This is a genomic window from Bacillus arachidis (genome assembly GCF_030285945.1).
GTDB lineage: Bacteria > Bacillota > Bacilli > Bacillales > Bacillaceae_G > Bacillus_A > Bacillus_A arachidis.
On record NZ_CP127376.1, the window covers coordinates 3,136,063 to 3,159,432 of the forward strand.

The following is a 23,370-nucleotide window of genomic DNA, read 5'->3' on the forward strand; positions in this document are numbered from 1 at the left end:
GCGTTATTTTTTATACTAGAGAAAAAGCAACATAACTTGGAGGAACTATACATGAACCTTTCTGTAACAAATGAAGCAGTAAATTGGTATAAAGATGAATTAAACTTACAATCTGGCGATACAATTCGCTTTTTCGTACAATATGGTGGTTGTAGTACTGTTCAAAAAGGGCTTTCTTTAGGAATCCGTAAAGATGACCCTGCGCATCCTGCTGTTCAAATTCAAGAAGAGGGTATTACTTTCTTTGTTGAAGGTGATGATGAATGGTTCTTTGATGGACACGACCTAGCCGTTACCTTTAATGCTGGGGATGACTTTCCACAATTTAATTATGAAAAATAAAAAAGCGCGTGGCGAAATCCACGCGCTTTTTTATTTTTTCTTAATCTCTTCATACTTCGCATACCACTCAGGATATAATTTCTTAAAGGATACGGGACGAAAACCATCTTTTTTCGCACAAATATTTGTTGTTGTAGCGGTAATACAAAGGTCTCCATCACCATTATAAATTTCATATCCATATGTAACACGAAGTGGACTAACTGAATCAATCCATGTTTTCACAATTGCTCTTTCTCCATAACGCATTGCTTTCCGATATGAAATTTGTAAATCTAACACTGGAGAAATAACTCCTTCTTTCTCCATTTCAATATATGAAAACCCTAATTCCTGTATCAATTTTGTACGCCCTAATTCTAGCCATACTAAATAGTTTGAATGGTAAACCACACCCATTTGATCTGTTTCCGCATAGCGGATTTCAATTTCGTGTTCTGCTACAAACATATCATAATCTCCTTCTCACTTCTGTTTCCTCGCATACATTTAATCATAATACAGTGAAATCAAAAATAAAATAGAAACGGTGGATCTTTTACTGAAAGGAGCGAGTATATGATTCAAATTGTAACCGTTCGTAGCGGTGATAGCGTATATAGCTTAGCGTCAAAATTTGGTACTACGCCCGAAGAAATTGTAAAAGACAACGGACTTAATCCAGCTGAAACACTTGTTGTCGGTCAGGCACTAATTGTAAATACGAAAGGAAATAATTATTACGTACAACCTGGAGACAGCCTTTATCGAATTTCTCAAACATATAACGTTCCTCTCGCCAGCCTAGCAAAAGTTAATAATCTATCATTAAAATCCATTCTCCATGTTGGTCAACAATTATATGTCCCAAAGGGCTCCAAACGAGAGATAGAATCTATCGCCTATTTGCAACCTTCCACAATACCTATTAAAGAAAGCTTAGTAAGTGCTACACGGGCTATTAATCCTTTTTTAACATATTTAGCTTATTTCAGCTTTGAAGCACAAAGAGATGGTACTTTAAAAGAACCAACTGAAACCGCTAAAATTGCTGAGCTCGCTAAGCAAGGACAAACAATCCCAATGCTCGTTATTACTAATATCGAAAATGGAAACTTTAGCACCGCATTAGCATCTATTCTTTTAAGAAGCGCTACCATTCAAAATAAGTTTATTACTAACATTCTACAAACAGCTGAGAAATACGGTATGCGTGATATTCATTTCGACTTCGAAAATGTCGCTCCAGAAGATCGCGAAGCATACAACCGCTTTTTACGAAATGTAAAAACAAGATTACCTGAGGGATATACATTAAGTACGACACTTGTACCAAAAACGAGTTCAAAACAAAAAGGAAAGTTTTTTGAAGCACATGATTATAAAGCACAAGGGGAAATTGTTGACTTTGTTGTGATTATGACTTATGACTGGGGATGGCAAGGCGGACCACCAATGGCAGTTTCTCCTATTGGCCCTGTAAGACAGGTAATCCAATATGCAAAATCCCAAATGCCCCCGCGAAAAATTATGATGGGACAGAATTTATATGGTTTCGACTGGAAGCTTCCCTTTAAAGCAGGAAACCCTCCTGCAAAAGCTGTTAGTTCTGTTGCAGCTGTTGCACTTGCTCGTAAATATAATGTTCCAATTCGTTATGATTTCACAGCACAAGCACCGCACTTTAATTATTTTGATGAAAACGGCGTGCAGCACGAAGTATGGTTTGAAGATGCTAGGTCTGTTCAAAGCAAGTTTAATTTAATAAAAGAACAAGGCATTCGCGGAATTAGCTATTGGAAAATCGGACTCCCTTTTCCGCAAAACTGGCGTTTACTTACTGAAAATTTCTCAATTATAAAGAAAGGCTGACAACTGTCAGCCTTTTTACCCATTATTTTCAGATTCATCTTTTATTTCACTTTTCAATGAATCAATACTTTCTAAACGGCGTTGGTTTTTTGCTTCAATTGCAGCACGGTCTTTTTCATTTGAAACTTCTGCAGTTTCTTTTGCCTCATTAAAATTATCAATCGTATTTTGTACCATCTCTTGCAATTTTTCTACATTATCACTTCTGTCATCTGGATTTGCTTTATATTGCTCTGACATGTTGTTTCCCTCCTAATTAAGATATATATACATATTAGCTTTCCAAAAACGAATTAGATTATGTATACACATAAAAAAAGGAGAATGAAAACATTCTCCTTTTCTTTAACCGTTATCCACAATCGGTTGTTTCCCTGTCTGATCTTGCATTTGCTTCCCTTTATTTCCACCAGCTTTTTTTGACTGTGTTCCAATGTGATCTGGTGTAAAATCTTTTGAGTTCTTTTTTGGATTTCCCATAACATTCGCCTCCTTACCACTAGTATCATACTAGCGGTAAGAATTATTCAGCCTGCTTAAAAAGTTGCATTTCATAACGCTTTTCAATCCGTTCTTCAATCCGTTCAATTGCATCACGATCGCTTAACAGTTGCCTTTTATTTTCCTTCACAAGTTCTTCAAACGTTTGCCGACGATTTCTTCTCATGCTGTTCATCCTTTCTCCTTCTCTTTCTTACTAATTAGTATGAGCAAATGAAAAACTCTTTAATCAGATTTGTAAGAAAATTTTATGTTTTGTTAAAGAAAAGTCTATTATGCACAAAAAAATCCATTCGCAGTCCTTGGACAACGAATGGATTTTTCATTTCATTATACTCAAATATTTCTTAATCGCTTCTTCTGCATTCACTTGATTTTCTTTATACTCGTGTAATGCTCGTAACACTGAATCATATTCAGCCAAAATATAGCTCTCTAACTTCGTAAGGTCATCTAAACTTTCAATCATTATTCTCGTCATACCTATTTCACTTTTTAAAGCCGGTTCACATTTTAAGCTAGTAGATATCTCTAGCACGTCTTGTTCTGTTTTTTCTGTTAGTACATATTTTTTTCGCCCTTTTACTTTCATCCTCACAATTGGATAAAAAGCTTTAATATCTAAATAATTTCCGACACTTACATAACGGATCCACTCTACATCGCGATTATGTTTCATAAGCATTTCTTTTATTAATGTGCATACTGCCTCTTCTTCAATCAGCTCTTTTTTCATTTTCTTTTGTCCTTCTTCTTGAATAGCAGCACATTTTCGATATACGGTCGCACATGTAATACAGTCATCAAGTGCATTATGGGAACTCAAACGAATTCCAAGCATTCTTTTTAAAGTTTCCAACTTGTGATTTGGGGCATGCTGCATATATTTTTTCGATAAAAATACCGTATCAATTACTTTATTTTTAGGTTCTGGCAATCTAAGCCTATTTAGATTACTCTTTAAAAAACGCATATCAAACGAAGCATTATGAGCAACAATCGTATCTTTACCTAAAAACGCTAAAAATAATGGCAACACTTCCTGAATCGTTGGAGCATCTGAAACACGATAATTTGTAATCCCTGTTAGACTGGTAATCCGACTTGGAATAAACCTCTCTGGATTTACAAAAGAAACAAATTGATCTACCAGCTCATGATTACGGTATCGAACCGCCGCCACTTGAATTATTCGGTCATTATAAGGATTAAATCCTGTCGTTTCAAAATCAATCACAACATAGTCTGCTGGCAAAGATAAATGTCCCACAACATACTCTCCTTCATGATTATTATCGTTCAAATTTCTTTTATCATATCATGAACAAGCTGTTTGATGAAAAAGAAAAGACAGAAATGGACTTTTGCCATTCCTGTCTTCTTCATATTATTTTAGTTTTGCAATTCGTTTCTCCATTTCTTTTTGTGTCATCGGCCCGATAAATTTATCTTGAATCACACCTTTTGTATCCACAAAATAAGAAGTTGGAATGGTAATTACTTTATATGTTGTTGTAACAGTTATATCCTTATCAAGTAAAACAGGAAAAGTAATTCCTTTCTCTTCTGCAAACCGCTTCACTTTCTCTTCTCCGTTAGCACCTTCAGAAACCGTATAATTTACAGCAAGGATTTCCACACCATCTTTATGCTTCTTATAGAAAGCTTCCATATCCGGCATTTCCTGCTGACAAGGTCCACACCATGTTGCCCAGAAATTTAAAATAACTTTCTTTCCTTTCAAATCCGATAATTTTACTTTTGTCCCACCTAATTTTGACAACTCAAAATTAGGTGCATTCTTTCCTACTTCAATTCCATTCTTTGCAATGACCTCTTTCATCGTTGCTTCACTTTTCACCGGCTCTTCCCTTACTTGTTCTTCATTTTTTCCAAATTGCACATATACTGCGTAACCAGCTAAACAAAGTAAGATGATAATAACCGTAAATTTTCGCCACATATACATCACCCTTATAGTTTCAGTCATTTATCATATCATTTCAAAAATAATAATCGGATTTACACTTTATTTTAGCTTATACGGACAAGCTTGGAAATATTCTCCTGATGAATAAATAGAATATTCTTAATTAAAAACCGAAAACCCTCTCTTTTTATCATATAATGATAATAGTTATAATTTGGAAGAGGGTGTGATTATCTATGAACAAAACCGTTTTACATTGGTTACAATACATTTTCATTCTTCCCATTTTATTTTTCTCATTATTTATCACAAGCTGGACTGCCAGCTATTTAACCATTTCAGAGGACTGGAAAGAACACCTCGTCTTCACTCCAAAAACAGCAGAAGGCTCCAATCAAATTTATAAAATTGATAAACTACTGTATGCCTTTAAGTACAGTCCAGTTTTTACTACAATTTTTGTATTATCAATTATCTATTTAATAGGAATTATGATAACTCGCTATTTATACTATAGAAAATATAAAACAGGATTCATTGGGTTACAACTCATGATTGTTCTTCCTATTTTTCTTTATACATTACTTGTCACTCATTCTATAGGTACCATGATTGCTGTGGAAAAGAATTGGGAGAAATACTTAGTCTTTTCACCGGCATCAATTACAGATGTAAATCAAATTCACTATATTGATAAATTGTTATACACATTGCAAAAATCGCCTACCTCTTGCATAATTTTCATTCTAAGCTTTCTTTATATAATCGGATTAATCGTTTTTAAAATTTTTACTCAAATACGTTTTCACAAACGTATAAACACATGAGGTAATACTCACCCATCTCGTGACTTTTATTTTTGTTATTTTACCATTATTATCTATTGTTTTGGGAATCTTACTCTCTCAGTTGAAATGGTCTTCTGCTGTTATTTCTTTTGTTATTCCACCTATTTTTCGTTATTATATCTGGATGGAATTCGCGTGAAATCCCCCTCAATTTCAATGCTTGGATGCTTTATAGGACCTTCTATTCCGTTCCCTCTTATGTTATAGCGATATTCAGAAAATTAAAAATCACAATAAAGAAGATGTTTGTATTTTTTTCTAAAAATGACTTCATTAAAAAAAGGAGGGTTCTTATGCACTCATTTGAAAAAGCTATTCTCTATGTTTTTAGTTTTATACTCTATCCTATTGGTATTATCGCGTGGATTATCTCCCTATTTAGTAAAGATCCTGAAAAAAGAAAAGCCGGCCGTGTTTGCATTTATACAGCTTTGGTATCTTTTATTTTATTCACCACGCTTGGCATTATTAGCTTTTACTCAATTACTTCAATCTCTAGTTCTTAATAATGATAGGAAAGATGAATGCTACGGGAGAGCATCTAATTAGTAAAGAACTACGCTATATGCGCATATGTTTTGTCATCTTAATTATAATCCTTATATTTTTTGACAGAGGAAAGGTTGTTGAAGTTTCTACAAACCACGATTCTTCTCCAGTTGATACACTAACTAGTAATTTGCAGAAAATGCATTTGCTTATAAGAAGAATGATCCTGCAAGTGGTGATAGACATACCCTTAAAATATTTAATTATAATCCTGAAACAACTAAAATGACATCAATAAAAGAATTTAATACGGTAGATTTTTCTACATACGACTATCAACTCAATAAAGCGAAATAAATTGTGATATATCATGAATGTATTCCACTAATACAGACTCGTACAACCTTACCCAATTAGGAATGTCTGAAATAACCAATGTCTCTAATTCTCCTTGCTTCATCCCTTTTCTTTCATTTTCACATAAAATTAGGAAGCTAACCTCAGTCAGCTTCCTAATTTTGATTGAAAATATTTACTTTTCTCTTTTACTACAACAACTTTATTAGTTTGACACTCTAGACTCTTCAATTTTCTCACGAAGAACCATTTGCAGAATACCACCGTGACGATAGTAGTCGATTTCAACTTCACTATCGAAACGTGCTACTACTTCAAATTGTTTTTCATTTCCTTCTGGGTCAATTGCAACTACTTTTACAAGGTCACGTGGTTTAACTGTTTTGTCGATTTGAATTTCAAATGACTCGTTACCAACAAGACCTAGTGTTTCTGCACTTTCGCCATCTTTAAATTGTAATGGCAATACACCCATTAGTACAAGGTTACTACGGTGAATACGCTCAAAGCTTTCTGCGATAACTGCTTTAATACCTAAAAGGTTAGTACCTTTCGCAGCCCAGTCACGAGAGCTTCCCATACCGTAATCTTTACCAGCAACTACAAGAAGTCCAGTACCGTCTTCTTTGTATTTCATTGCAGCATCATAGATAGATGTTACTTCACCAGTTGGCCAGTAAGTTGTATATCCACCTTCTGTTCCTGGTGCGATTTGGTTTTTAATGCGAATGTTTGCAAATGTACCGCGCATCATAACTTCATGGTTACCACGACGAGAACCATAAGAGTTGAAGTCAACTGGCTGTACGCCATTTTCTAATAAATAGCGACCTGCTGGTGTATGTTTACCAATTGAACCTGCTGGTGAAATATGGTCTGTTGTTACAGAGTCTCCAAATTTACCAACTACACGTAAACCTGAAAGTGTTTCTACTTCACCTGGTTCTTTTGATAAACCTTCAAAGAACGGTGGGTTTTGAATGTATGTTGAGTCATTGTCCCAAGTATATAATGCTTCATTTGAAGTTTGGATTTCATTCCAGCGTTCATTGCTGTTAAATACTTGCGCATATTCTTTTTTGAACAGTTCAGATGTTACGACGCTTTGAACCACTTCTTCAATTTCTTTCGCTGATGGCCAAATATCGTTAAAGTAAATAGGATTACCGTTTACATCTTTACCAATTGCATCATTTTTCAAGTCGATATCAACTGTACCAGCAAGCGCATATGCCACAACAAGTGGTGGTGATGCTAAGTAGTTCGCTTTTACAAGCGGATGAATACGACCTTCAAAGTTACGGTTACCAGATAAAACTGATGTTACTAATAAGTCGTTTGCTGCAATTGCTTCTTCTAATTCTAGTGCTAATGGACCAGAGTTACCAATACAAGTTGTGCAGCCGTAACCAACTGTTTGGAATCCTAATTGATCTAGATATGTTGTTAAACCTGATTTATCTAAGTACTCTGTAACAACTTTAGATCCTGGAGCTAATGATGTTTTTACATAACCAGGTACTTTAAGACCTTTTTCAATTGCTTTTTTCGCAACTAAACCTGCACCAATTAATACATATGGGTTAGATGTGTTTGTACAGCTTGTAATCGCAGCGATTGCAATTGCACCTGTTTTCATCGTTACTTCTTGATCTTTTAATACAACTTTCACTTCTTTATCGAATTCTTGTTCATTGAATCCAAGTCCTTGCGTTCCAACTGGTGCCACAACTGCTTTATGGAACTCATCTTTCATATTTGAAAGAGGGATTAAATCTTGTGGACGTTTTGGTCCTGAAAGATTAGATTCAATTGTATTTAAATCAATTTCAACAAGGTCTGTATAAATTGGATCTTTGCTGTCTGCTGTATAGAATAAACCGTTTGCTTTACAATATTCTTCAACAACGCGAATTTGTTCTTCATCTCTTCCTGTTAAACGTAAGTAATCTAATGAAATCTCGTCAATTGGGAAGAATCCGCAAGTTGCACCATATTCTGGTGCCATGTTTGAAATTGTCGCACGGTCAGCTAAAGGCATGCTCTTTAGTCCGTCACCGAAGAACTCAACAAATTTACCAACTACACCTTTTTTACGTAACACTTGCGTTACTTTTAATGCAACGTCTGTTGCTGTTGTACCGCTTGGAAGTGTACCAGTTAACTTCACACCGATAACTTCTGGTACTGGGAAGTATGAAGGTTGTCCAAGCATCCCTGCTTCTGCTTCAATACCACCAACGCCCCATCCAAGAACGCCGATACCATTAATCATTGTAGTATGAGAGTCTGTTCCAACTAATGAATCCGGGTATGCAACTAATTCGCCTTCAGCATTCTTCACAGCATGAACAACTGGTGCTAAATACTCAAGGTTTACTTGGTGTACAATACCTGTTGCTGGTGGAACTGCACGATAATTATCAAATGATTTTTGTGCCCAGCTTAAAAATTTATAACGTTCTTCATTACGTTTAAACTCTAAGTCCATGTTGAATTCAAGCGCGTCAGCTGTACCCGCTCTATCAACCTGTACAGAGTGATCGATTACAAGGTCTACAGTAATTTCTGGATTAATTTTATCAGGATCTCCACCCATATCTGCCATCGCTTTTCGAAGTGAAGCCAAATCAACGACAGCTGGAACACCTGTGAAGTCTTGTAAAATTACACGAGATGGTTTAAATGGAACATCGATATCTTGAACATCTTTTGTTCCCCATTTCGCTAAATTTGTAACATGCTCTTCTGTAATAACACGTCCATCAACTTGACGAAGTACAGATTCAAGCAAAACTTTAATTGAATATGGTAATTTCGATACGTTGCCAACCCCTGCATTTTCAAGCGCTTTTAATTGATAATAATGATACGTTTTTCCATCTACTTCAAATGTTTCACGAGATTGAAATGGATTATGTTTGACCATTATGTTTCCCCCCTGTTAAACGTGACTGAGTTGTCTGAATATAAAATGTAGACAAACTTTTCAATACCTTACGATAATATCTTATTACAACTTTCTAAATAAGTAAATAATAAGAAACTTATAGTTTATCATAAGTTTTCTTTATCTCTGGAAATTTGAATAGTCTTCGCTCTCCTTATGAATACTATTACCATAAAGTAAAGCTTTCTCTTTGAGCATTACTTTACTGTTCATACATGTATCATTATTTGTTTTTATAGAGAAAATATTATAGGGGTGAAACGAAATGGGTAAACGTAAAGCTAACCATGTAATTCAAGGAATGAATGCTGCATCAGCACAAGGACAAGGGGCTGGCTATAATGAGGAATTCGCCAATGAGCCATTAACACCAGCTCAGCGTCAAAATAATAAAAAACGTAAAAAGAATCAGTAGTAAAAACCCCAAAAGGAGTACCTTTTGGGGTTTTTACTGTTTTTAATGTTTGTAACGTAACAACTCCGAAACTTTCACAAATCGATACCCTTCCTTTTGAAGAGCCGGCAAAATTTTTGCCAATGCAGCTACAGTTTGACCGCGGTCACTCCCACCATCATGCAATAATACTATATCTCCACTCTTCGCATTTGTTACGACATGTTTCACAATAGACTCAGTCCCCGGATTTGCCCAATCTCTCGGATCCTGATGCCATGACCATAACACAATTTGATACCCGGCTTCTTTTGCTGTTGCAAATACCGCATCATTAATATATCCGCCTGGTGGACGGAAAAGCATCGGCTCTTTTACCCATTTTTGCAAATATTTTTTCCCCGCTAAAATATCATCTTTTAATTTTTCATCAGATGCGCTTCTAGCATATAAATGATTCATCGTATGGTTTCCAATTTCATGACCTTCCTTCAGCACCTGCTTAATTAAATACGGATTCCGTTGAATTCGAAAACCAATCATAAAAAAAGTTGCCTCAGCTTTATATTGGTGTAATAACTTTAATACTTGCGGTGTGTATATAGGATCCGGGCCATCATCAAACGTAATTGCAATTATTTTCTCGTTATTTGGTACTTCCCATGTCACATAACCTGTAGGCTCTAATTCTTTTCTCATTAACATTTTTGCTTCTACTTTGTCCACTTGAAATATATGTACTACACAAATTAAACAAATGATTATTATTACAGAAATTTTTCTTTTCAACATATTGACTCCAGAATTGAACAGGTTGTTGAAATCATACAACAACCTGTTCAATCATCTAACTGATCCACATCTCGCATAATATTTTGTAAATTACTTTCAAACTGTTCAAGTTGTGGACGTTGTGTTTCAGATGCTACTTCTAATGCATTTTGGATTTGTTCATATGCCTCTTGTACTTCTTGTCGTAAATGTTTTAAATCCTGACCATAATTCGGGTCATTTCTCACGATATTATTGTATAAATTTTCCGCTTGTACGACTCCTTGCTGCGCGGCTTGAAAAGCTTGCTGTTTATCTTTATGATACGGCATATGCTTTCCCCTTTCTGTTAAAGTTAGTCTCACTTATCTTTACCGTTTTTCATAAAAACATTCTCGTATAAATTTACAAAGTTCTCTCATTCTAAATATAAGAGGGAGGTGACAACATGGAAAAAAACAATAGCAAGTCCATTCGTCAAAATACAAAAAAAGGACAGCCTTCTGGGCAACCTGAGCCTTTAAGTGGATCTCATAAAGTAAAAAATCGAAATCATTCAAGACAAAAAAATCACGCACATCACGATATGTAAAAGTGGGACAATGCATATGCATTGTCCTCCTTGCTTTAGCCACTTTCAATAAACTCATTGACATATTTTCCAGTTTACTTTTCACCTCTAATTTCTTAATGCATATTATAGTATGAATTGAGACTTTACGGAGGGTGTCTTACATGGGCAAGAAAAAGAAAAATTGTCTTTTTCGTGTTGATGGTTTTGAAGAATGGATGGATCAATTTTGCTCTGATTCATACGACAACTTTAGTTTCCCTAATCACATCCACATTGATCTTTGTGAAACAGAGCAAGAGTACATTTTAGAGACTGATATCCCTAATGCTTCAGAACAAAATGTACTTATAAACAAGATGGAGACAGGCCTAACAATTCATATATTCCATAAGAATTCATCTTTACAACGAACAATTTCTTTACCTACCAATATCATTTATAAGAAAATGCTAGCCTGTTTAGAAAATGGGTTTCTTTCCATACACATTTCCAAAACCGAATTTGCAAATAAATATGAGAAAAAAGTACTTTTTTTAAATTAAAACGTTATATAAAAAGCAGGGTAAGAAAAGTTCTCTACCAACTTTTCCTATCCTGCTTTTCTTTTAATACCTATAATTATACCCTAGCTGTTCTAGATAACTCCATGTCAATACCATATGTAAACTGTAACTCTTTGCAAACATCCTTGATTAGGATGTCTACATTATACTTATCATTAAATTCAAGGACCGCAGTTTCTACTTCCTCATACGTATATTTGTATTCACCAGTAATGACACTTTTTAAATCAAAGCATTCATTGATACAAAGCTGAACGAGAAGCTGATCATACATAGCGGACACATCTTCTTTTTTCCATAATAGTTCTTTTACATATAGCCGATCAAACATCACGCTTTCTCGATTACATTCTGTTAAAGTCCGGGTCATTGCATGTAATTCACGATATAGTTCAGAAATATTTGTATTGAGACGAATCAATTTGTCTACGCCATTTTCGTACAGCATTTCATCCACCCCCGTATGTTCCTTTTTCCTATTATAGCAAGAAAATTCTAAAAATAGGTTTTTTCTTCTGAAATATTAGGAAACTTATTTAGATTGTTTTACAATAAATCTAGTGAAATAGAAAGGAGTACGAAAGTGAATAAAAAATTATACTACACCGATGCCTATCAGCAATCATTTACAGCACAAATTATAAAACAGGACTATGATAACGCAGGAAATTTATATGTTACTTTAACAGAGTCAGCCTTTTATCCAACTGGCGGCGGCCAACCACATGACACAGGAACATTAAATGATGCTTCCGTCACCAATGTTGAGGAAGTTGAAGACGAAATTCGTCATTTTATATCAAATGAATTACATACAAAAGAAGTGATAGGTGAAATCAATTGGCAACGTCGTTTTGATCATATGCAACAACATACAGCACAGCACATCCTATCTGCTGCCTTTTGGGATCATTTTGACATTCCTACAATTGGTTTTCATCTCGGAAAAGAAACAATAACAATTGATTTAGACACGCCTGAACTTTCGGTAGAAACAGCTACTAGCGCACTCCAGATCGCAAATCAAATCGTCTTTGAAAACCATCCTATCCATATCAAATGGATGAATTTAGAGGAAGCAAAACAGTTGCCTCTCCGAAAAGAACCAACCATTACAGAAAATATTCGTGTTGTAATGATTGAAAACTACGATTACAACGGGTGTGGCGGTACACATCCAAAATATACAGGTGAAGTGGGACCAATTCATATAATGGGCTGGGAGCGAAATAAAGGTGGCATCCGTTTAACATTTGTTGCAGGATGGCGTGCACTCAAGTTATTGGGACATTATCAACAAATTATTAAAGACGTTTCCAAACAGTTAAACAGTAGTGAAAATGATATTTCAAATAAAGTAACCCAGCTGCTTACCTCTCAGAAAGAAAGTGAAAAAGCACTACAAACTATGAACGAAAAACTACTATTCGTAGAAGCAACTGAATTACTGCAAGAATCCCAAAACATACATGCTGGCACACTCATTTCTAAAGTCTTTAGAAATCGTTCCATGCAGGAAATCGCAAAATTATCAGCTATTATTACTGAACAAAATGAACACTCGATTACATACCTGGTTACTGAAAACGGAGAAAAACTACAATGTGTTCTTGCATGCGGAAAAGAAGTAACAGCAAACATGAATACAATTTTAAAAAATGCTCTCCCTGCTATTGAAGGAAAAGGCGGTGGTAATCAAAAAAGTGCTCGCGGCGGCGGTAAAGCAGTTGTTACAGGAGAAGCATTTTTAGCTCAACTTATTCATTTATCACAAAAAATTGTTTGAAATAAAATATAAAAGATAGCTTGATGCTATCTCTGCTTGGAATGAAATAAAATCAAAACCTGGAAGTAATGTTTATAAACCAAAAAAGTAGAAAACTAGATTTTTTCTAATTTTCTACTTTCTCAAATAATAGAGCAAGCCCTATTCCTCCACCAATACCTAATGTTGCAATTACGTATTGTGCCTTTTCTCTTTGTACTTGGTGGAATAAACGAGTCACAAGCATCGCTCCTGATGCACCGTAAGGATGACCAAGAGCAATTGCTCCACCGTTCACATTTAGCTTTTCATATGGAATATGTAGTTCTTGTGCACACGCTACAATTTTCGCAGCAAAAGCCTCGTTCATTTCAATATAATCAACATCGTCTATTGATAGATTCTGATCTTGTAATAACTTTTGCACAGCAAATATAGGCCCACTCCCTGGCAAATGCGGATTCACACCAATAACAGTACTATGAACAAACCGAAGAATCGGGTTATATCCAAGTTCACGAGCCTTCCTTTCCTCCATTACGAGTACAGCACACGCTCCATCATTCACACCACAAGAATTTCCTGCTGTCACTGTTCCTTCTTGTAAAAAAGCCGGCCTTGTTCTCTTTATCATTCGTTCATAATTCATTCCGTACTTTATCGTTTCATCCTCCGTTACATTTGAAAAAATCGGAAGGATTTCTTTTTGTAAATATCCTTTTTTAAGTGCTAGCAATGTTCTTTGATAACTGAGACGAGCATATTTATCTTGCATGTCCCTTGTAATTTTATAATGTTCTGCTACATACTCTGCTGCCACTCCCATATCTGGGTCTCCAATAAAATCAGGTGAAAAACGAGCTCTATTCGGGAAGGAAGATGTGCTTGTGCTTTCCACCCCTCCAGCAATATAACAATTACCTGCCCTGCCTTGAATAAGGTGACAAGCCATTCGAATTGCTTCTAATCCTGCACCGCACTGGCGATCTATTGTTACACCTGGTATTTTATAAGGAAGCCTAGCTTCAAGTGCTGATAACCGCGCAACATTTCCACCTGGTCCAACAACGTTTCCCAATATTACATCATCAATTTCATGCTCTATTCCTTTACTTAAGTGCGCCAGTAAAGGTGCTGCCAATTGCTGAACCTCATATCCTTTCAACATTCCATTTTTCTTACCAATCGGCGTTCTCTTTCCATCTACAATAACAGCTCTATTCATAAACTTTCTCCTGCTTTTCAATGATCCTTTTTACTACTTCACGAGCAATTTTCCCACTACTTGTATGAGGGATTTCATCAATAAAATACCACTCTCTTGGAATTTTAAATGATGATAATCGTTGTAAGCAAAAACTTTTCAGCTCTTGCTTTGTAGCTTTCCCCTTCACTATCGCAACAGGCTTTTCGCCCCAATATTCATCTTTCATACCAATAATTACAATTTCTTCAACATGTGGGTGAGTAGATACTACACTCTCTATCTCCTCTGGAAAAATATTTATACCTCCAAATAAAATCATGTTTTTTTCTCTACCCACTATATATATAAAACCTTCCTCATCTTGATACCCTATGTCATGTACAGTCATCCAACCATCTTTTGTAACTTGACAAGATAGATTTCCATTCAGTAAATATCCCATAAAAAACTGATTACTTTTCACATAAACTGTTCCAATTTCACCTTGCTTTAATTCTCTACCCTTTTCATTACATATCCGAACTTGCACATTATGACATGGCTTTCCAACTGAAGAGGCTTTTCTTTCACTTTCTACATCTGTTAGTGCTGTAACAAAACTTAATTCAGAAGCACCATAAAATTCATATCTTTTTGCATACGGAAATACGGCTTTTACTTTCTGTTTTGCTTCAGTTTCCCATTTTGCTCCTGAAGAAATTATTTTTATTTCTTGCTCTATAATACTTTCTTCTTTATATAATGCCTCTAGCATCGTTGGAACGGTATACATCACTGAAATCTTCTCTTGTTTTAATATAGATAACACACGATTTGGAATGAACTTTTCTACTAGATACACTGTTTGTCCTAAATATAGTGCACTTATTGCCCCGTATAAAAAAAGAGAGTGCACCAATGTACCCGCAAGCAAAACAATGTCATTATTTTTCATATGGAAATCATGCAAATTGCAATCAAAGCTATGAACCCAGGAATCCTGTGCACGAAGAAATGCCTTTGCCTCGCCAGTTGATCCCGATGTAAACCCCATATAGAAAGGGAGATTTTGTACACTTTCTGAAGAATGATACGTATTTAACTGATTACCCACCAGCGGATTCCATTCATTGATAGAAAGTACAGTTCCATTTATTCGTGGCAATTCATTCATGTTACATTGCTCAGCCGCAATGACAATAGTTGGATTTGCTAACTTCAACCTTGTTTCAAGTTCATCCTGCTTCCACTTTAAATCAAGTGGCACACAAACCCACCCTGCCAATGCAGCACCTGCAAAGATTTGTAAAAATCCAATACGATTCTCTAATAAAATCGCAACCGTTTTATTCATAGTTTTTTCTTTATTGAGCCAATTTGCAACTTGGCAAACAGATTCATGCCATTCTTTATATGTTATTCGTCTATCTTTTTCCTGGATCGCTATTTTATCCGGATGTATACAAGTATGTTTCCTATAAGGCGATGCAATCCCCACTACTATTCATCCTTTCCTTTCAGATAACAAAAAGAAACACGCTAATACGTGTTTCCTAGATTTTATAAAGTCTCTTACGTTCTTTAGCTAGCATTTGAGATTTTAGCATGCTTTACAGCAGGCGTAATAATATGTTTCATTGAACGATGTAATCTAGGTACAAGAAATGCTGCAATCACAGCTTTAATGAAATCACCTGGTAAAAATACGACACTTACTTTAATCGCTTTCCATACAGAAATATCCATGATAAATGATTGAACAGTCACGCCAAATATATAAACCACTAGAATTCCACCAATTATATTAATGAAAAATACTTTTATAACAGATACATGATGTAAGCGTTCTACAAGGTATCCTATCACGAATGCTCCAACAACGTATCCAATTAAATAACCTGCACTCGGACTAACAAATACACCTGGACCACCGCGACCACCAGCTAATAATGGCGCTCCTACTCCAACAACAAACAAGAAAACCATTTGACTTAATGCCCCAAGGCGAGATCCAAGCAATCCTCCTGCAAGCATAACACCAAGAGATTGCAATGTAATAGGAACAGGTGTAACAGAAAGCGCAATTGGTGGTATCAGTCCTAACACACCCATAATTGCACTAAATAAAGCGACAAAAACTAAATTCTTTGTATTCATGTGTTTATTTCCCCTGTTTGTAAACTATAAATTATGATAGGATAACATATCATTGGAGTTATCTTACCTTTTCTCTTGTATTATTGTCAACAATTTTATAATTTCAGTTAACAATTAAAACCACTATAAACAGGATTCATGTATAAGAAGAGGCGACTCCTGCTGATGGGAGTCGCCTCTTCTTATACATTATTTTTCGCTACTTTTATGCAAATTCTCTAGTTCTTTTCGTAATGCTTGTTTTAAAAATTTCCCAACCGATGTTTTAGGAATTTCCTCCATAAACACAATATCATCTGGCAACCACCACTTTGCAAACTGTGGTTGTAAAAATTCATATAATTCTTCTTTCGTTACAGACCTATTTTGCTTTTGTACAACACATGCAATAGGACGTTCCTGCCACTGAGGATGAGGAACCGCGACAACAGCAGCTTCAAATACCGCCTCATGTGCCATTAAAGCATTTTCTAAATCTACAGATGAAATCCACTCACCCCCACTTTTAATCACATCTTTTGTACGGTCAACAATTTTAACACAGCCTTCCTCATCAACTGTAACAACATCCCCTGTATATAACCAACCATCACGGAATCCTTCTACAGTGCGTTCATCGTTATAATAACTTGCAGCAATCCACGGTGCCCGTAAGCACAATTCCCCCATCTCAGTTCCATCCCACTTCACTTCTCCGTTTACTCCAACTACTTTCATCTCAACACCTGGCACAAGATATCCTTGTTTTGATCGAATTTCAAGTTGGTCTTCGTAAGATAAATTTGTCTCATAACTTTTTAACCTTGCAAGTGTCACAAGTGGACTTGTTTCAGTCATTCCATATGCATGGACAAATGGTACATTATACTTTTGCTCAAATGCTGCAATCACACTTTTAGGAGCTGCAGCACCCCCACATAAAATCCGTTTCATACTTGATAAATTGTAACGATTATTTTCTAATTCCTGCAAAACACCAAGCCAAATTGTTGGTACACCGGCAGCCAAAGTTACTTTTTCATTCTGTATCATTTCAAGCAAAATTTTCGGTGTAAACATTGGACCAGGTAACACTTGTTTCGCGCCAAACCACGTTGCCGCAAAAGGCAGCCCCCAAGCATTGACGTGAAACATTGGAACAATTGCCATTGCTGCATCACTTTCAGATAATGCTGCTGTATCCGCGAGTCCTAGCGCCATACAATGCAGTACTGTACTACGATGCGTATATACAACACCTTTTGGGTTACCTGTTGTCGCAGACGTATAACACATACCTGCTGGTGTGTTTTCATCAATATCTTTTAAGAATGAAAAATCAGGATCTCCTTCTACTAGTAGTTGTTCATAGTGATAAACAGGTTCTAATGAAGTTTCTGGAAGTTCTTTTTTATCACTCATAATGATGTATGCTTGTACAGTCGATAATTCACCTTGAATTTTTTCAACAAGTGGTACAAGATCTTCATCAATGAGTAAAATACGATCTTCTGCATGTCTAATAATATAGGAAATATGCCCAGGAGATAAGCGAATATTAATAGTATGCAAGACAGATCCAATGCCCGGAATTGCGAAATACGCTTCTACATGTCGATGATGATTCCAAGCTAAAGTTCCAACTCGTTCCCCTTCTTTTATCCCTAATTTTTTTAACGCACTAGAAAGTCTTCTCGTTCGTTCTCCTAATTGCTTATATGTTAAAGTTGTGATCGTATCATGTGTACGCGAGACAATTTCTTTTTTTGGAAACAGCTTTTCTGCCCTTTCTATCATAGAACTAATTGTTAATGGTACATTCATCATCATATTTGTCCCAACCCCCCATTAAAGCGTTTTCATTTTTAAATATTATACCAAACTTTCACGTTCTAAAGTTTTATTTTTCTGTATTTTCTGAATTATTTCCGAAGAAATACTTCAGCTTCTCTCATAATTGAAAAGAGAGTGGCTACATGAGAAACCTCCTCTCTTTATCTTTTGATAATATGTATCGAACGTAATATCAATCGGTTCTTATAAAGACTTGGATATAGATACTTTTCTTCTATCATAGTGGTTTCTGCTTAAATTTTTGATAATTTCGTACTTTCATTAAAAGTATACTTCCACAATCCGTACAAATATAAGCATCAACTGGAGAAGAAGTAAACATTGTCTCTTTCTTTCTTATTTGTGCATATCCAACAAACTCACCTTCTCCAATATTGGTAGAACCACAATAAGAACATGTATCTACCTTCATCTTTCGCATGAGAGCACCACCTTTGTTCTGTTTCTACTCCCTTCGACAGTAATCTTCCATTTTCCTTCCACAAAAAACTTCCTACTTCTCCTAAATTTTGAAAGAAAAAATAGCATTAGAGTCGTATTCTTACATCGTAATTTCCAGTGCAATGGCTGTCATACCTTATTAATCCAAAAACGAATTCATAGCGCTTTAAAATCACAGTGTAAATTACTTGTTGGTCAAGCACATTTTAGAAGTGTAAATCAAAACAATATGGAACACTGTGGTATGAACATTGCTTATACAAAATCAATTTGGACTCTTGAACTACCCCCACTTAGCAGTCTAACAAACTGTTTGAAGTGGGGGATTCCTACGAACACAAAAATATCCTTCGGCTTTATAAGTAGGCAATCCCCGTAGTCCCTATGGTTAGAAGCCTTAAGGCCTCTTTTCTCAAATTTTGTCCTGCGTTGGCATCTCTATCATTCTTCATCAACTGATGTGATAGGAGAATATATTTTAATCCATTTATAAATACCTCTGATACGCCATACTCGCCGCTTAATTGTTTGAAAGGTTGTCCCGAACGATATAATTCAACAACCATTTTTTTAAACTCTTCATTAAATTTCTTGTTTGTCATACGGACACTTCTCCTTGAAACCCATTGTAAGGACTTAACTAAGTTGTGTCCATATGACTATATTAACCCTTGGAATATGTAAAATAAATTGTTTAAAGAAACGGAGATTTACTAATATTAATTATTCGCTATCCGAAAATGAAACAACTTTATTATTTTTTTACAAGAACCGAAAACGGTCGTTTAAGGAACTTTATTGAGTTCTAATAAAGCTAACAGAAATCTGGTCAAAAAACTGTTCCAAAACTCATTACCAAAAACAAAGTGCCGTAACAAACATTAAATATCGTTTATGGAACCTTTTTAACGTATGGTAAAACCAAATTTTTCAACTTAGAAATTCCTTAACGTACGAAATCCGCGAAATGTTGGTGCTACCCCATGCCCATCAGGTTAAAATCTCATAATACCCCCATAACGAAAGTTTGACCTTTTTACAGCTATTTATGAGAGTTCAGCTCATTTTTTTCGTTTTGGGGAACAATTCATTTCTTAAGTTGATGGACATCCGGCTGTACCCCCATATTATCATTATGATCTTAATACCATTACTATTTGGGTCCGTCCTGGGCCCCAAACCCTTATTGTAGAAAGAAAACCACCGGTATTAGACCGGTGGTTCTGACTTAGAAAGCAAAGCAAGTACAACCAATACCCCATTTAGTTCCATCTTTTCCTATTACGGTATGAGTGTGTTGATGGAGAGGGTTACTGCAACTATGTAACTTGTGATCATGGGCATCGTGAGAAAGTATATTGTGGGCTAGGTTAGCACCACCATAACCATAAACTCCCGTCGGTGCCCAATCAGGTGATGCTGGCGGCAATTCAGGTGATAAATTTTTAAATTCATCATTCCCATAAACAACCTGACCACCCATAATGGTGAGTAATGATTCAAGGTCTTTGATTTCTTCTTCTGGTACAGTAAAGTAGTCAGCAGACAATACAGCAATATCAGCAAACTGACCTACTGCAAGGGTTCCCTTTTTACCTTCATCACCAGAGAACCATGCACTTCCTTTGGAATATAATTCCAGAGCTACTTTTCTGTCAAGTTTATTCTTTTCATCGTATATCGAAAGACCACCAATGGTTTTTCCGGCAACCATCCAATAAAGAGCAACCCAAGGGTTATAGCTGGAAACCCTGGTTGCATCACTACCGGCGCCAACAGGTATACCCAGGTCTAGCATACGATAAATCGGGGGAGTACGTTTTGCAGCTTCTTTTCCGTATAAATCAACAAAGTATTCACCTTGGAAAGCCATGCGGTCTTGGATGGCAATACCGCCATTTAAAGCCTTAACACGTTCCATACTACGATCTGAGATTGTTTCTGCATGGTCAAACCACCAGCGTAGACCATTGAAAGGAATTTCTCTGTTGACTTCCTCAAAAACATTTAAGAAACGTGTTATTGACTCGTCATAAGTTGCATGTAAACGGAATGGCCAACGGTTTTCCACCAATAGAGAAATTACTTTCTTTAAGTCAGCTTCCATCACCGTAGCTAGTTCGGGCCGCGGCATTTGAAATTTTTCAAAATCGGCTGCCGAGAATACTAACATTTCCCCGGCACCATTCATTTTATACTTATCATTTCCTTGACCCGGAGAAACAATTTTTGCCCATGAAGCAAAGTCTTCATATTCATGATTTGGATTTTGCGTAAATAGATTATACGCAATACGCAAAGTTAATTGATCCTTCTCGGCTAAATGTTCAACAACTTTGTAATCATCAGGATAATTTTGAAATCCACCACCTGCATCAATGGCACTTGTGATACCTAATCTATTTAATTCGCGCATAAAATGGCGAGTTGAGTTAATCTGGTCGTCAAAATTAAGTACTGGAGCTCTCCCCAAACTTGAATAAAGAATAGAAGCATTAGGATTAGCAATTAAAAGACCCGTTGGATTACCTCGTTTATCCCGGTCAATTAAACAGCCCGGAGGGTCTGGGGTATCTTTTGTGTATCCCAGTGCACGCAGCCCTGCACGATTTACAAGTGCTCTATCGTAAAGATGTAGCACAAAGACAGGTGTGTCTTCAGAAACAGCATTAATCTCTTCCAAAGTTGGCATCCTTCGCTCTTTAAATTGAAATTCAGACCAACCTCCAACTACTCTTACCCACTGAGGAGCAGGTGTACGTCTTGCCTGCTCTCTAAGCATTTCCAGAGCAATAGCAAGTGATGGTACACCTTCCCAACGCAATTCCATATTATAATGTAGACCACCACGAATAACGTGTATATGAGAGTCATTCAAACCCGGAATAGCTCTCTTTCTTTTAAGATCTATTTTTTGGGTTTTTTCTGTGGCACTATCAAGAAGCTCATCTCCACCTACTGCCGTGACTAAGCCATCAGTTATGGCGATAGCTGATACCTCAGGTTGAGATGGGTCAAGGGTAGTGATTTTTCCGTTATATAAGATCATATCCGGCAAATTCATGTTTACACCTCATCTACTTCCTATTATTCTGTAACCATGGATGAAATATTTTACCGAGAATCGGCATGACTACCCATGATAGCAAGGAAACTATACATATAGAAACAAAAAAAGCTGATATAATAGGATTCATATTTTTTATAATAGGTCCTATTACTTTAGGCACCAACATACTAAGAGGCCATACACCAAGAACAGTAACAATAGACATTTTCCATTTTGGCGGTGGAACTGGCGTTTTCGAAGTAACAAACCAATAAGCTAAACTGTTTTCAGTTTTGTAAGTTGGATTAGTTGCTTGAAATTGTTCTGCTTTTTTTAACAAATCTCGACGAATATCTGATTCTTGCCAAGAACGTAGATGCTCATACGTATCAAAGCGAAAAATAACAGTATACTCTCTGGATCCGTTATTGGGGACTATTAAATTTACGCCTAAATGCCCTGGGAATTTAGTAGCGGCAGCTTCGATTTCATGTCTCCATGTTTCAAACTGTTTTTCTTTACCTTCTTGAATTTCCCATGTAACAATCGTTGTTACTGGACCGCTAGCATCCATTGTGTTCCCTGTATGAGTTTCTCCGACAGTCACTCTTTCTTGGTTCATAATTTCCTGCTTGGAAGCGCGCCATGCACCATAGTATATGCGTATTCTACGCCTTGACCATAAGCGCCAGTGTGTTCTTTCACAATTTCCATAACAGCATCATAAGTGTCTTTGCGTGCCCAGTCACGTTGGTATTCAAGTAAAACTTGGATTGCTGTCACTGGAATTGCACCAGCTTGTTCTACACGACGCATAGCAGCGTTATGTGCTGTCAAACTAGTACCACCTGAAGCATCATCAACTGCATAAACCTCATAGCCAGCTTTAATTGCTTCAAGCACAGGAAATGCAAGGCAAACTTCAGTCCAAAGTGCTGCAAATATTAATTTCTTTCTACCTGTTGCTTTAACTGCCTCAACAAATTTTGGATCTTCCCAAGAGTTCATTGAACTACGTTCTATAATTTCATGGTTTGGGAATATGTCAAGAATTTGTGGCCAAAAATAACCAGAAAAGCTGCGTGTTTCAACTGTAGTAAGAATAGTAGGTACGTTAAAAGTTTTTGCTGATTTAGCAAGCAGCATAACGTTATTAATCAATGTTTGTCTGTCAATACTTGCAACTCCAAAAGTCATTTGAGGCTGAAAATCAATCAAAATTAATGCACTATTCTCCGGATTTAACAATTCTAAATTACTCATAATAAAACGCTCCTTTTTTTAATTGTTTCAAATTAAGTTTTTTGAAAGTAATTTATTTTCCGTTAATTAAAACTGTAATCGTAAAAATAAAAGCTTTGCTATACTT

Annotated in this window: 26 protein-coding genes and 3 pseudogenes; 10 read left to right on the forward strand and 19 right to left on the reverse strand. The window is 36.1% G+C overall.

Features of this window, described 5'->3' with window-relative positions; all coding sequences use genetic code 11:
• Positions 1 to 51 precede the first annotated feature (51 nt).
• Entirely contained in the window at positions 52 to 342 is a 291-nt protein-coding gene (locus tag QRY57_RS17675) for a HesB/YadR/YfhF family protein (protein WP_026591632.1), read from the forward strand.
• A gap of 30 nt (positions 343 to 372) precedes the next feature.
• On the opposite strand, the gene QRY57_RS17680 is transcribed toward QRY57_RS17675, so the two are convergent.
• Positions 373 to 792, reverse strand: coding sequence for an acyl-CoA thioesterase (locus tag QRY57_RS17680; protein ID WP_026591633.1), 420 nt, complete (start codon positions 790 to 792; stop codon positions 373 to 375).
• Between the two features lie 108 nt (positions 793 to 900).
• Between QRY57_RS17680 and QRY57_RS17685 the strand changes: the two genes are divergently transcribed.
• Positions 901 to 2,193, forward strand: coding sequence for a glycoside hydrolase family 18 protein (locus QRY57_RS17685; protein ID WP_026591634.1), 1,293 nt, complete (start codon positions 901 to 903; stop codon positions 2,191 to 2,193).
• A gap of 15 nt (positions 2,194 to 2,208) precedes the next feature.
• Here the strand turns inward: QRY57_RS17685 and tlp are convergent, their stop codons facing one another.
• The 5 genes from tlp to QRY57_RS17710 form a co-directional block, all read right to left on the reverse strand.
• On the reverse strand, positions 2,209 to 2,433 hold the full coding sequence (tlp, locus tag QRY57_RS17690) for a small acid-soluble spore protein Tlp (protein WP_026591635.1): 225 nt from the start codon (positions 2,431 to 2,433) through the stop codon (positions 2,209 to 2,211).
• 105 nt (positions 2,434 to 2,538) lie between these two features.
• Positions 2,539 to 2,673, reverse strand: coding sequence for an acid-soluble spore protein SspN (gene sspN, locus QRY57_RS17695; RefSeq protein WP_003199081.1), 135 nt, complete (start codon positions 2,671 to 2,673; stop codon positions 2,539 to 2,541).
• A 43-nt stretch (positions 2,674 to 2,716) separates the two neighbouring features.
• Positions 2,717 to 2,860, reverse strand: a complete 144-nt coding sequence (locus tag QRY57_RS17700) for an FbpB family small basic protein (RefSeq protein WP_081811010.1) — start codon at positions 2,858 to 2,860, stop codon at positions 2,717 to 2,719.
• Positions 2,861 to 3,016: 156 nt separating this feature from the next.
• Positions 3,017 to 3,964 carry a 3'-5' exonuclease gene (locus tag QRY57_RS17705; protein WP_286015744.1) on the reverse strand — a complete coding sequence of 316 codons (948 nt, stop codon included), beginning with the start codon at positions 3,962 to 3,964 and terminating at the stop codon, positions 3,017 to 3,019.
• Between the two features lie 117 nt (positions 3,965 to 4,081).
• Positions 4,082 to 4,657, reverse strand: a complete 576-nt coding sequence (locus QRY57_RS17710) for a redoxin domain-containing protein (protein ID WP_286015745.1) — start codon at positions 4,655 to 4,657, stop codon at positions 4,082 to 4,084.
• Between the two features lie 203 nt (positions 4,658 to 4,860).
• Here QRY57_RS17710 and QRY57_RS17715 point away from each other — a divergent pair, with 203 nt between their 5' ends.
• From QRY57_RS17715 to QRY57_RS17725, 3 genes and pseudogenes are all read left to right on the forward strand, one after another.
• The gene (locus QRY57_RS17715) at positions 4,861 to 5,451 is read left to right on the forward strand and encodes a DUF4306 domain-containing protein (protein ID WP_286015746.1); all 591 of its coding nucleotides are present in this window, start codon (positions 4,861 to 4,863) and stop codon (positions 5,449 to 5,451) included.
• Positions 5,452 to 5,765: 314 nt separating this feature from the next.
• On the forward strand, positions 5,766 to 5,978 hold the full coding sequence (locus QRY57_RS17720) for a hypothetical protein (RefSeq protein ID WP_286015747.1): 213 nt from the start codon (positions 5,766 to 5,768) through the stop codon (positions 5,976 to 5,978).
• Positions 5,979 to 5,992: 14 nt separating this feature from the next.
• Positions 5,993 to 6,318, forward strand: a pseudogene (locus tag QRY57_RS17725) (YmzC family protein).
• Positions 6,319 to 6,523: 205 nt separating this feature from the next.
• Here QRY57_RS17725 and acnA read toward each other — a convergent pair.
• Complete coding sequence (gene acnA, locus QRY57_RS17730; RefSeq protein WP_286015748.1) at positions 6,524 to 9,247, reverse strand: aconitate hydratase AcnA; 2,724 nt, start codon at positions 9,245 to 9,247, stop codon at positions 6,524 to 6,526.
• A 286-nt stretch (positions 9,248 to 9,533) separates the two neighbouring features.
• Here acnA and sspO point away from each other — a divergent pair, with 286 nt between their 5' ends.
• The gene (sspO, locus tag QRY57_RS17735; protein ID WP_026591642.1) at positions 9,534 to 9,683 is read left to right on the forward strand and encodes a small acid-soluble spore protein SspO; all 150 of its coding nucleotides are present in this window, start codon (positions 9,534 to 9,536) and stop codon (positions 9,681 to 9,683) included.
• A 42-nt stretch (positions 9,684 to 9,725) separates the two neighbouring features.
• Here the strand turns inward: sspO and QRY57_RS17740 are convergent, their stop codons facing one another.
• Positions 9,726 to 10,454, reverse strand: coding sequence for a polysaccharide deacetylase family protein (locus tag QRY57_RS17740; RefSeq protein ID WP_026591643.1), 729 nt, complete (start codon positions 10,452 to 10,454; stop codon positions 9,726 to 9,728).
• Positions 10,455 to 10,501: 47 nt separating this feature from the next.
• A complete protein-coding gene (locus tag QRY57_RS17745; RefSeq protein WP_026591644.1) occupies positions 10,502 to 10,765 on the reverse strand; it encodes a hypothetical protein in 264 nt (87 codons plus the stop codon).
• 116 nt (positions 10,766 to 10,881) lie between these two features.
• Between QRY57_RS17745 and QRY57_RS17750 the strand changes: the two genes are divergently transcribed.
• Both QRY57_RS17750 and QRY57_RS17755 read left to right on the forward strand, forming a co-directional pair.
• Positions 10,882 to 11,025 (forward strand): small acid-soluble spore protein P, encoded by a 144-nt coding sequence (locus tag QRY57_RS17750; RefSeq protein WP_000414451.1) that lies wholly within the window; start codon positions 10,882 to 10,884, stop codon positions 11,023 to 11,025.
• A gap of 143 nt (positions 11,026 to 11,168) precedes the next feature.
• Positions 11,169 to 11,549, forward strand: coding sequence for an Hsp20 family protein (locus tag QRY57_RS17755; RefSeq protein WP_026591645.1), 381 nt, complete (start codon positions 11,169 to 11,171; stop codon positions 11,547 to 11,549).
• Between the two features lie 76 nt (positions 11,550 to 11,625).
• Here the strand turns inward: QRY57_RS17755 and QRY57_RS17760 are convergent, their stop codons facing one another.
• A complete protein-coding gene (locus QRY57_RS17760; protein WP_026591646.1) occupies positions 11,626 to 12,018 on the reverse strand; it encodes a hypothetical protein in 393 nt (130 codons plus the stop codon).
• Between the two features lie 135 nt (positions 12,019 to 12,153).
• Between QRY57_RS17760 and QRY57_RS17765 the strand changes: the two genes are divergently transcribed.
• Positions 12,154 to 13,356, forward strand: coding sequence for an alanyl-tRNA editing protein (locus tag QRY57_RS17765; RefSeq protein WP_208018580.1), 1,203 nt, complete (start codon positions 12,154 to 12,156; stop codon positions 13,354 to 13,356).
• Positions 13,357 to 13,462: 106 nt separating this feature from the next.
• On the opposite strand, the gene QRY57_RS17770 is transcribed toward QRY57_RS17765, so the two are convergent.
• The 5 genes from QRY57_RS17770 to QRY57_RS17790 all read right to left on the reverse strand — a co-directional run bounded on the left by QRY57_RS17770 (position 13,463) and on the right by QRY57_RS17790 (position 18,932).
• Positions 13,463 to 14,560: an acetyl-CoA C-acyltransferase gene (locus QRY57_RS17770; protein WP_286015749.1), complete on the reverse strand. Its 1,098-nt coding sequence runs from the start codon at positions 14,558 to 14,560 to the stop codon at positions 13,463 to 13,465.
• Positions 14,553 to 16,019, reverse strand: a complete 1,467-nt coding sequence (locus tag QRY57_RS17775) for an acyl-CoA synthetase (RefSeq protein WP_286015750.1) — start codon at positions 16,017 to 16,019, stop codon at positions 14,553 to 14,555. The genes QRY57_RS17770 and QRY57_RS17775 overlap by 8 nt, the downstream gene beginning before the upstream one ends.
• An 83-nt stretch (positions 16,020 to 16,102) precedes the next feature.
• Positions 16,103 to 16,678 (reverse strand): biotin transporter BioY, encoded by a 576-nt coding sequence (locus QRY57_RS17780; protein ID WP_286015751.1) that lies wholly within the window; start codon positions 16,676 to 16,678, stop codon positions 16,103 to 16,105.
• A gap of 189 nt (positions 16,679 to 16,867) precedes the next feature.
• A complete protein-coding gene (locus QRY57_RS17785) occupies positions 16,868 to 18,487 on the reverse strand; it encodes a long-chain fatty acid--CoA ligase (RefSeq protein ID WP_286015752.1) in 1,620 nt (539 codons plus the stop codon).
• Positions 18,488 to 18,728: 241 nt separating this feature from the next.
• The gene (locus QRY57_RS17790) at positions 18,729 to 18,932 is read right to left on the reverse strand and encodes a hypothetical protein (RefSeq protein WP_286015753.1); all 204 of its coding nucleotides are present in this window, start codon (positions 18,930 to 18,932) and stop codon (positions 18,729 to 18,731) included.
• A 132-nt stretch (positions 18,933 to 19,064) separates the two neighbouring features.
• On the opposite strand from QRY57_RS17790, the pseudogene QRY57_RS17795 reads away from it, so the two are divergent.
• Positions 19,065 to 19,229, forward strand: a pseudogene (locus QRY57_RS17795) (acetyltransferase); the annotation flags it as partial.
• A 167-nt stretch (positions 19,230 to 19,396) separates the two neighbouring features.
• Here QRY57_RS17795 and QRY57_RS17800 read toward each other — a convergent pair.
• The 4 genes and pseudogenes from QRY57_RS17800 to QRY57_RS17815 all read right to left on the reverse strand — a co-directional run.
• Positions 19,397 to 19,554 (reverse strand): annotated as a pseudogene (locus QRY57_RS17800) (IS3-like element ISBce13 family transposase); the annotation flags it as partial.
• A 626-nt stretch (positions 19,555 to 20,180) separates the two neighbouring features.
• Positions 20,181 to 22,016 carry an amidohydrolase gene (locus tag QRY57_RS17805; RefSeq protein ID WP_286015754.1) on the reverse strand — a complete coding sequence of 612 codons (1,836 nt, stop codon included), beginning with the start codon at positions 22,014 to 22,016 and terminating at the stop codon, positions 20,181 to 20,183.
• 13 nt (positions 22,017 to 22,029) lie between these two features.
• Positions 22,030 to 22,623 (reverse strand): antibiotic biosynthesis monooxygenase, encoded by a 594-nt coding sequence (locus QRY57_RS17810; protein WP_286015755.1) that lies wholly within the window; start codon positions 22,621 to 22,623, stop codon positions 22,030 to 22,032.
• Positions 22,620 to 23,264, reverse strand: coding sequence for a hydrolase (locus QRY57_RS17815; RefSeq protein ID WP_018767758.1), 645 nt, complete (start codon positions 23,262 to 23,264; stop codon positions 22,620 to 22,622). The genes QRY57_RS17810 and QRY57_RS17815 overlap by 4 nt, the downstream gene beginning before the upstream one ends.
• Positions 23,265 to 23,370 lie beyond the last annotated feature (106 nt).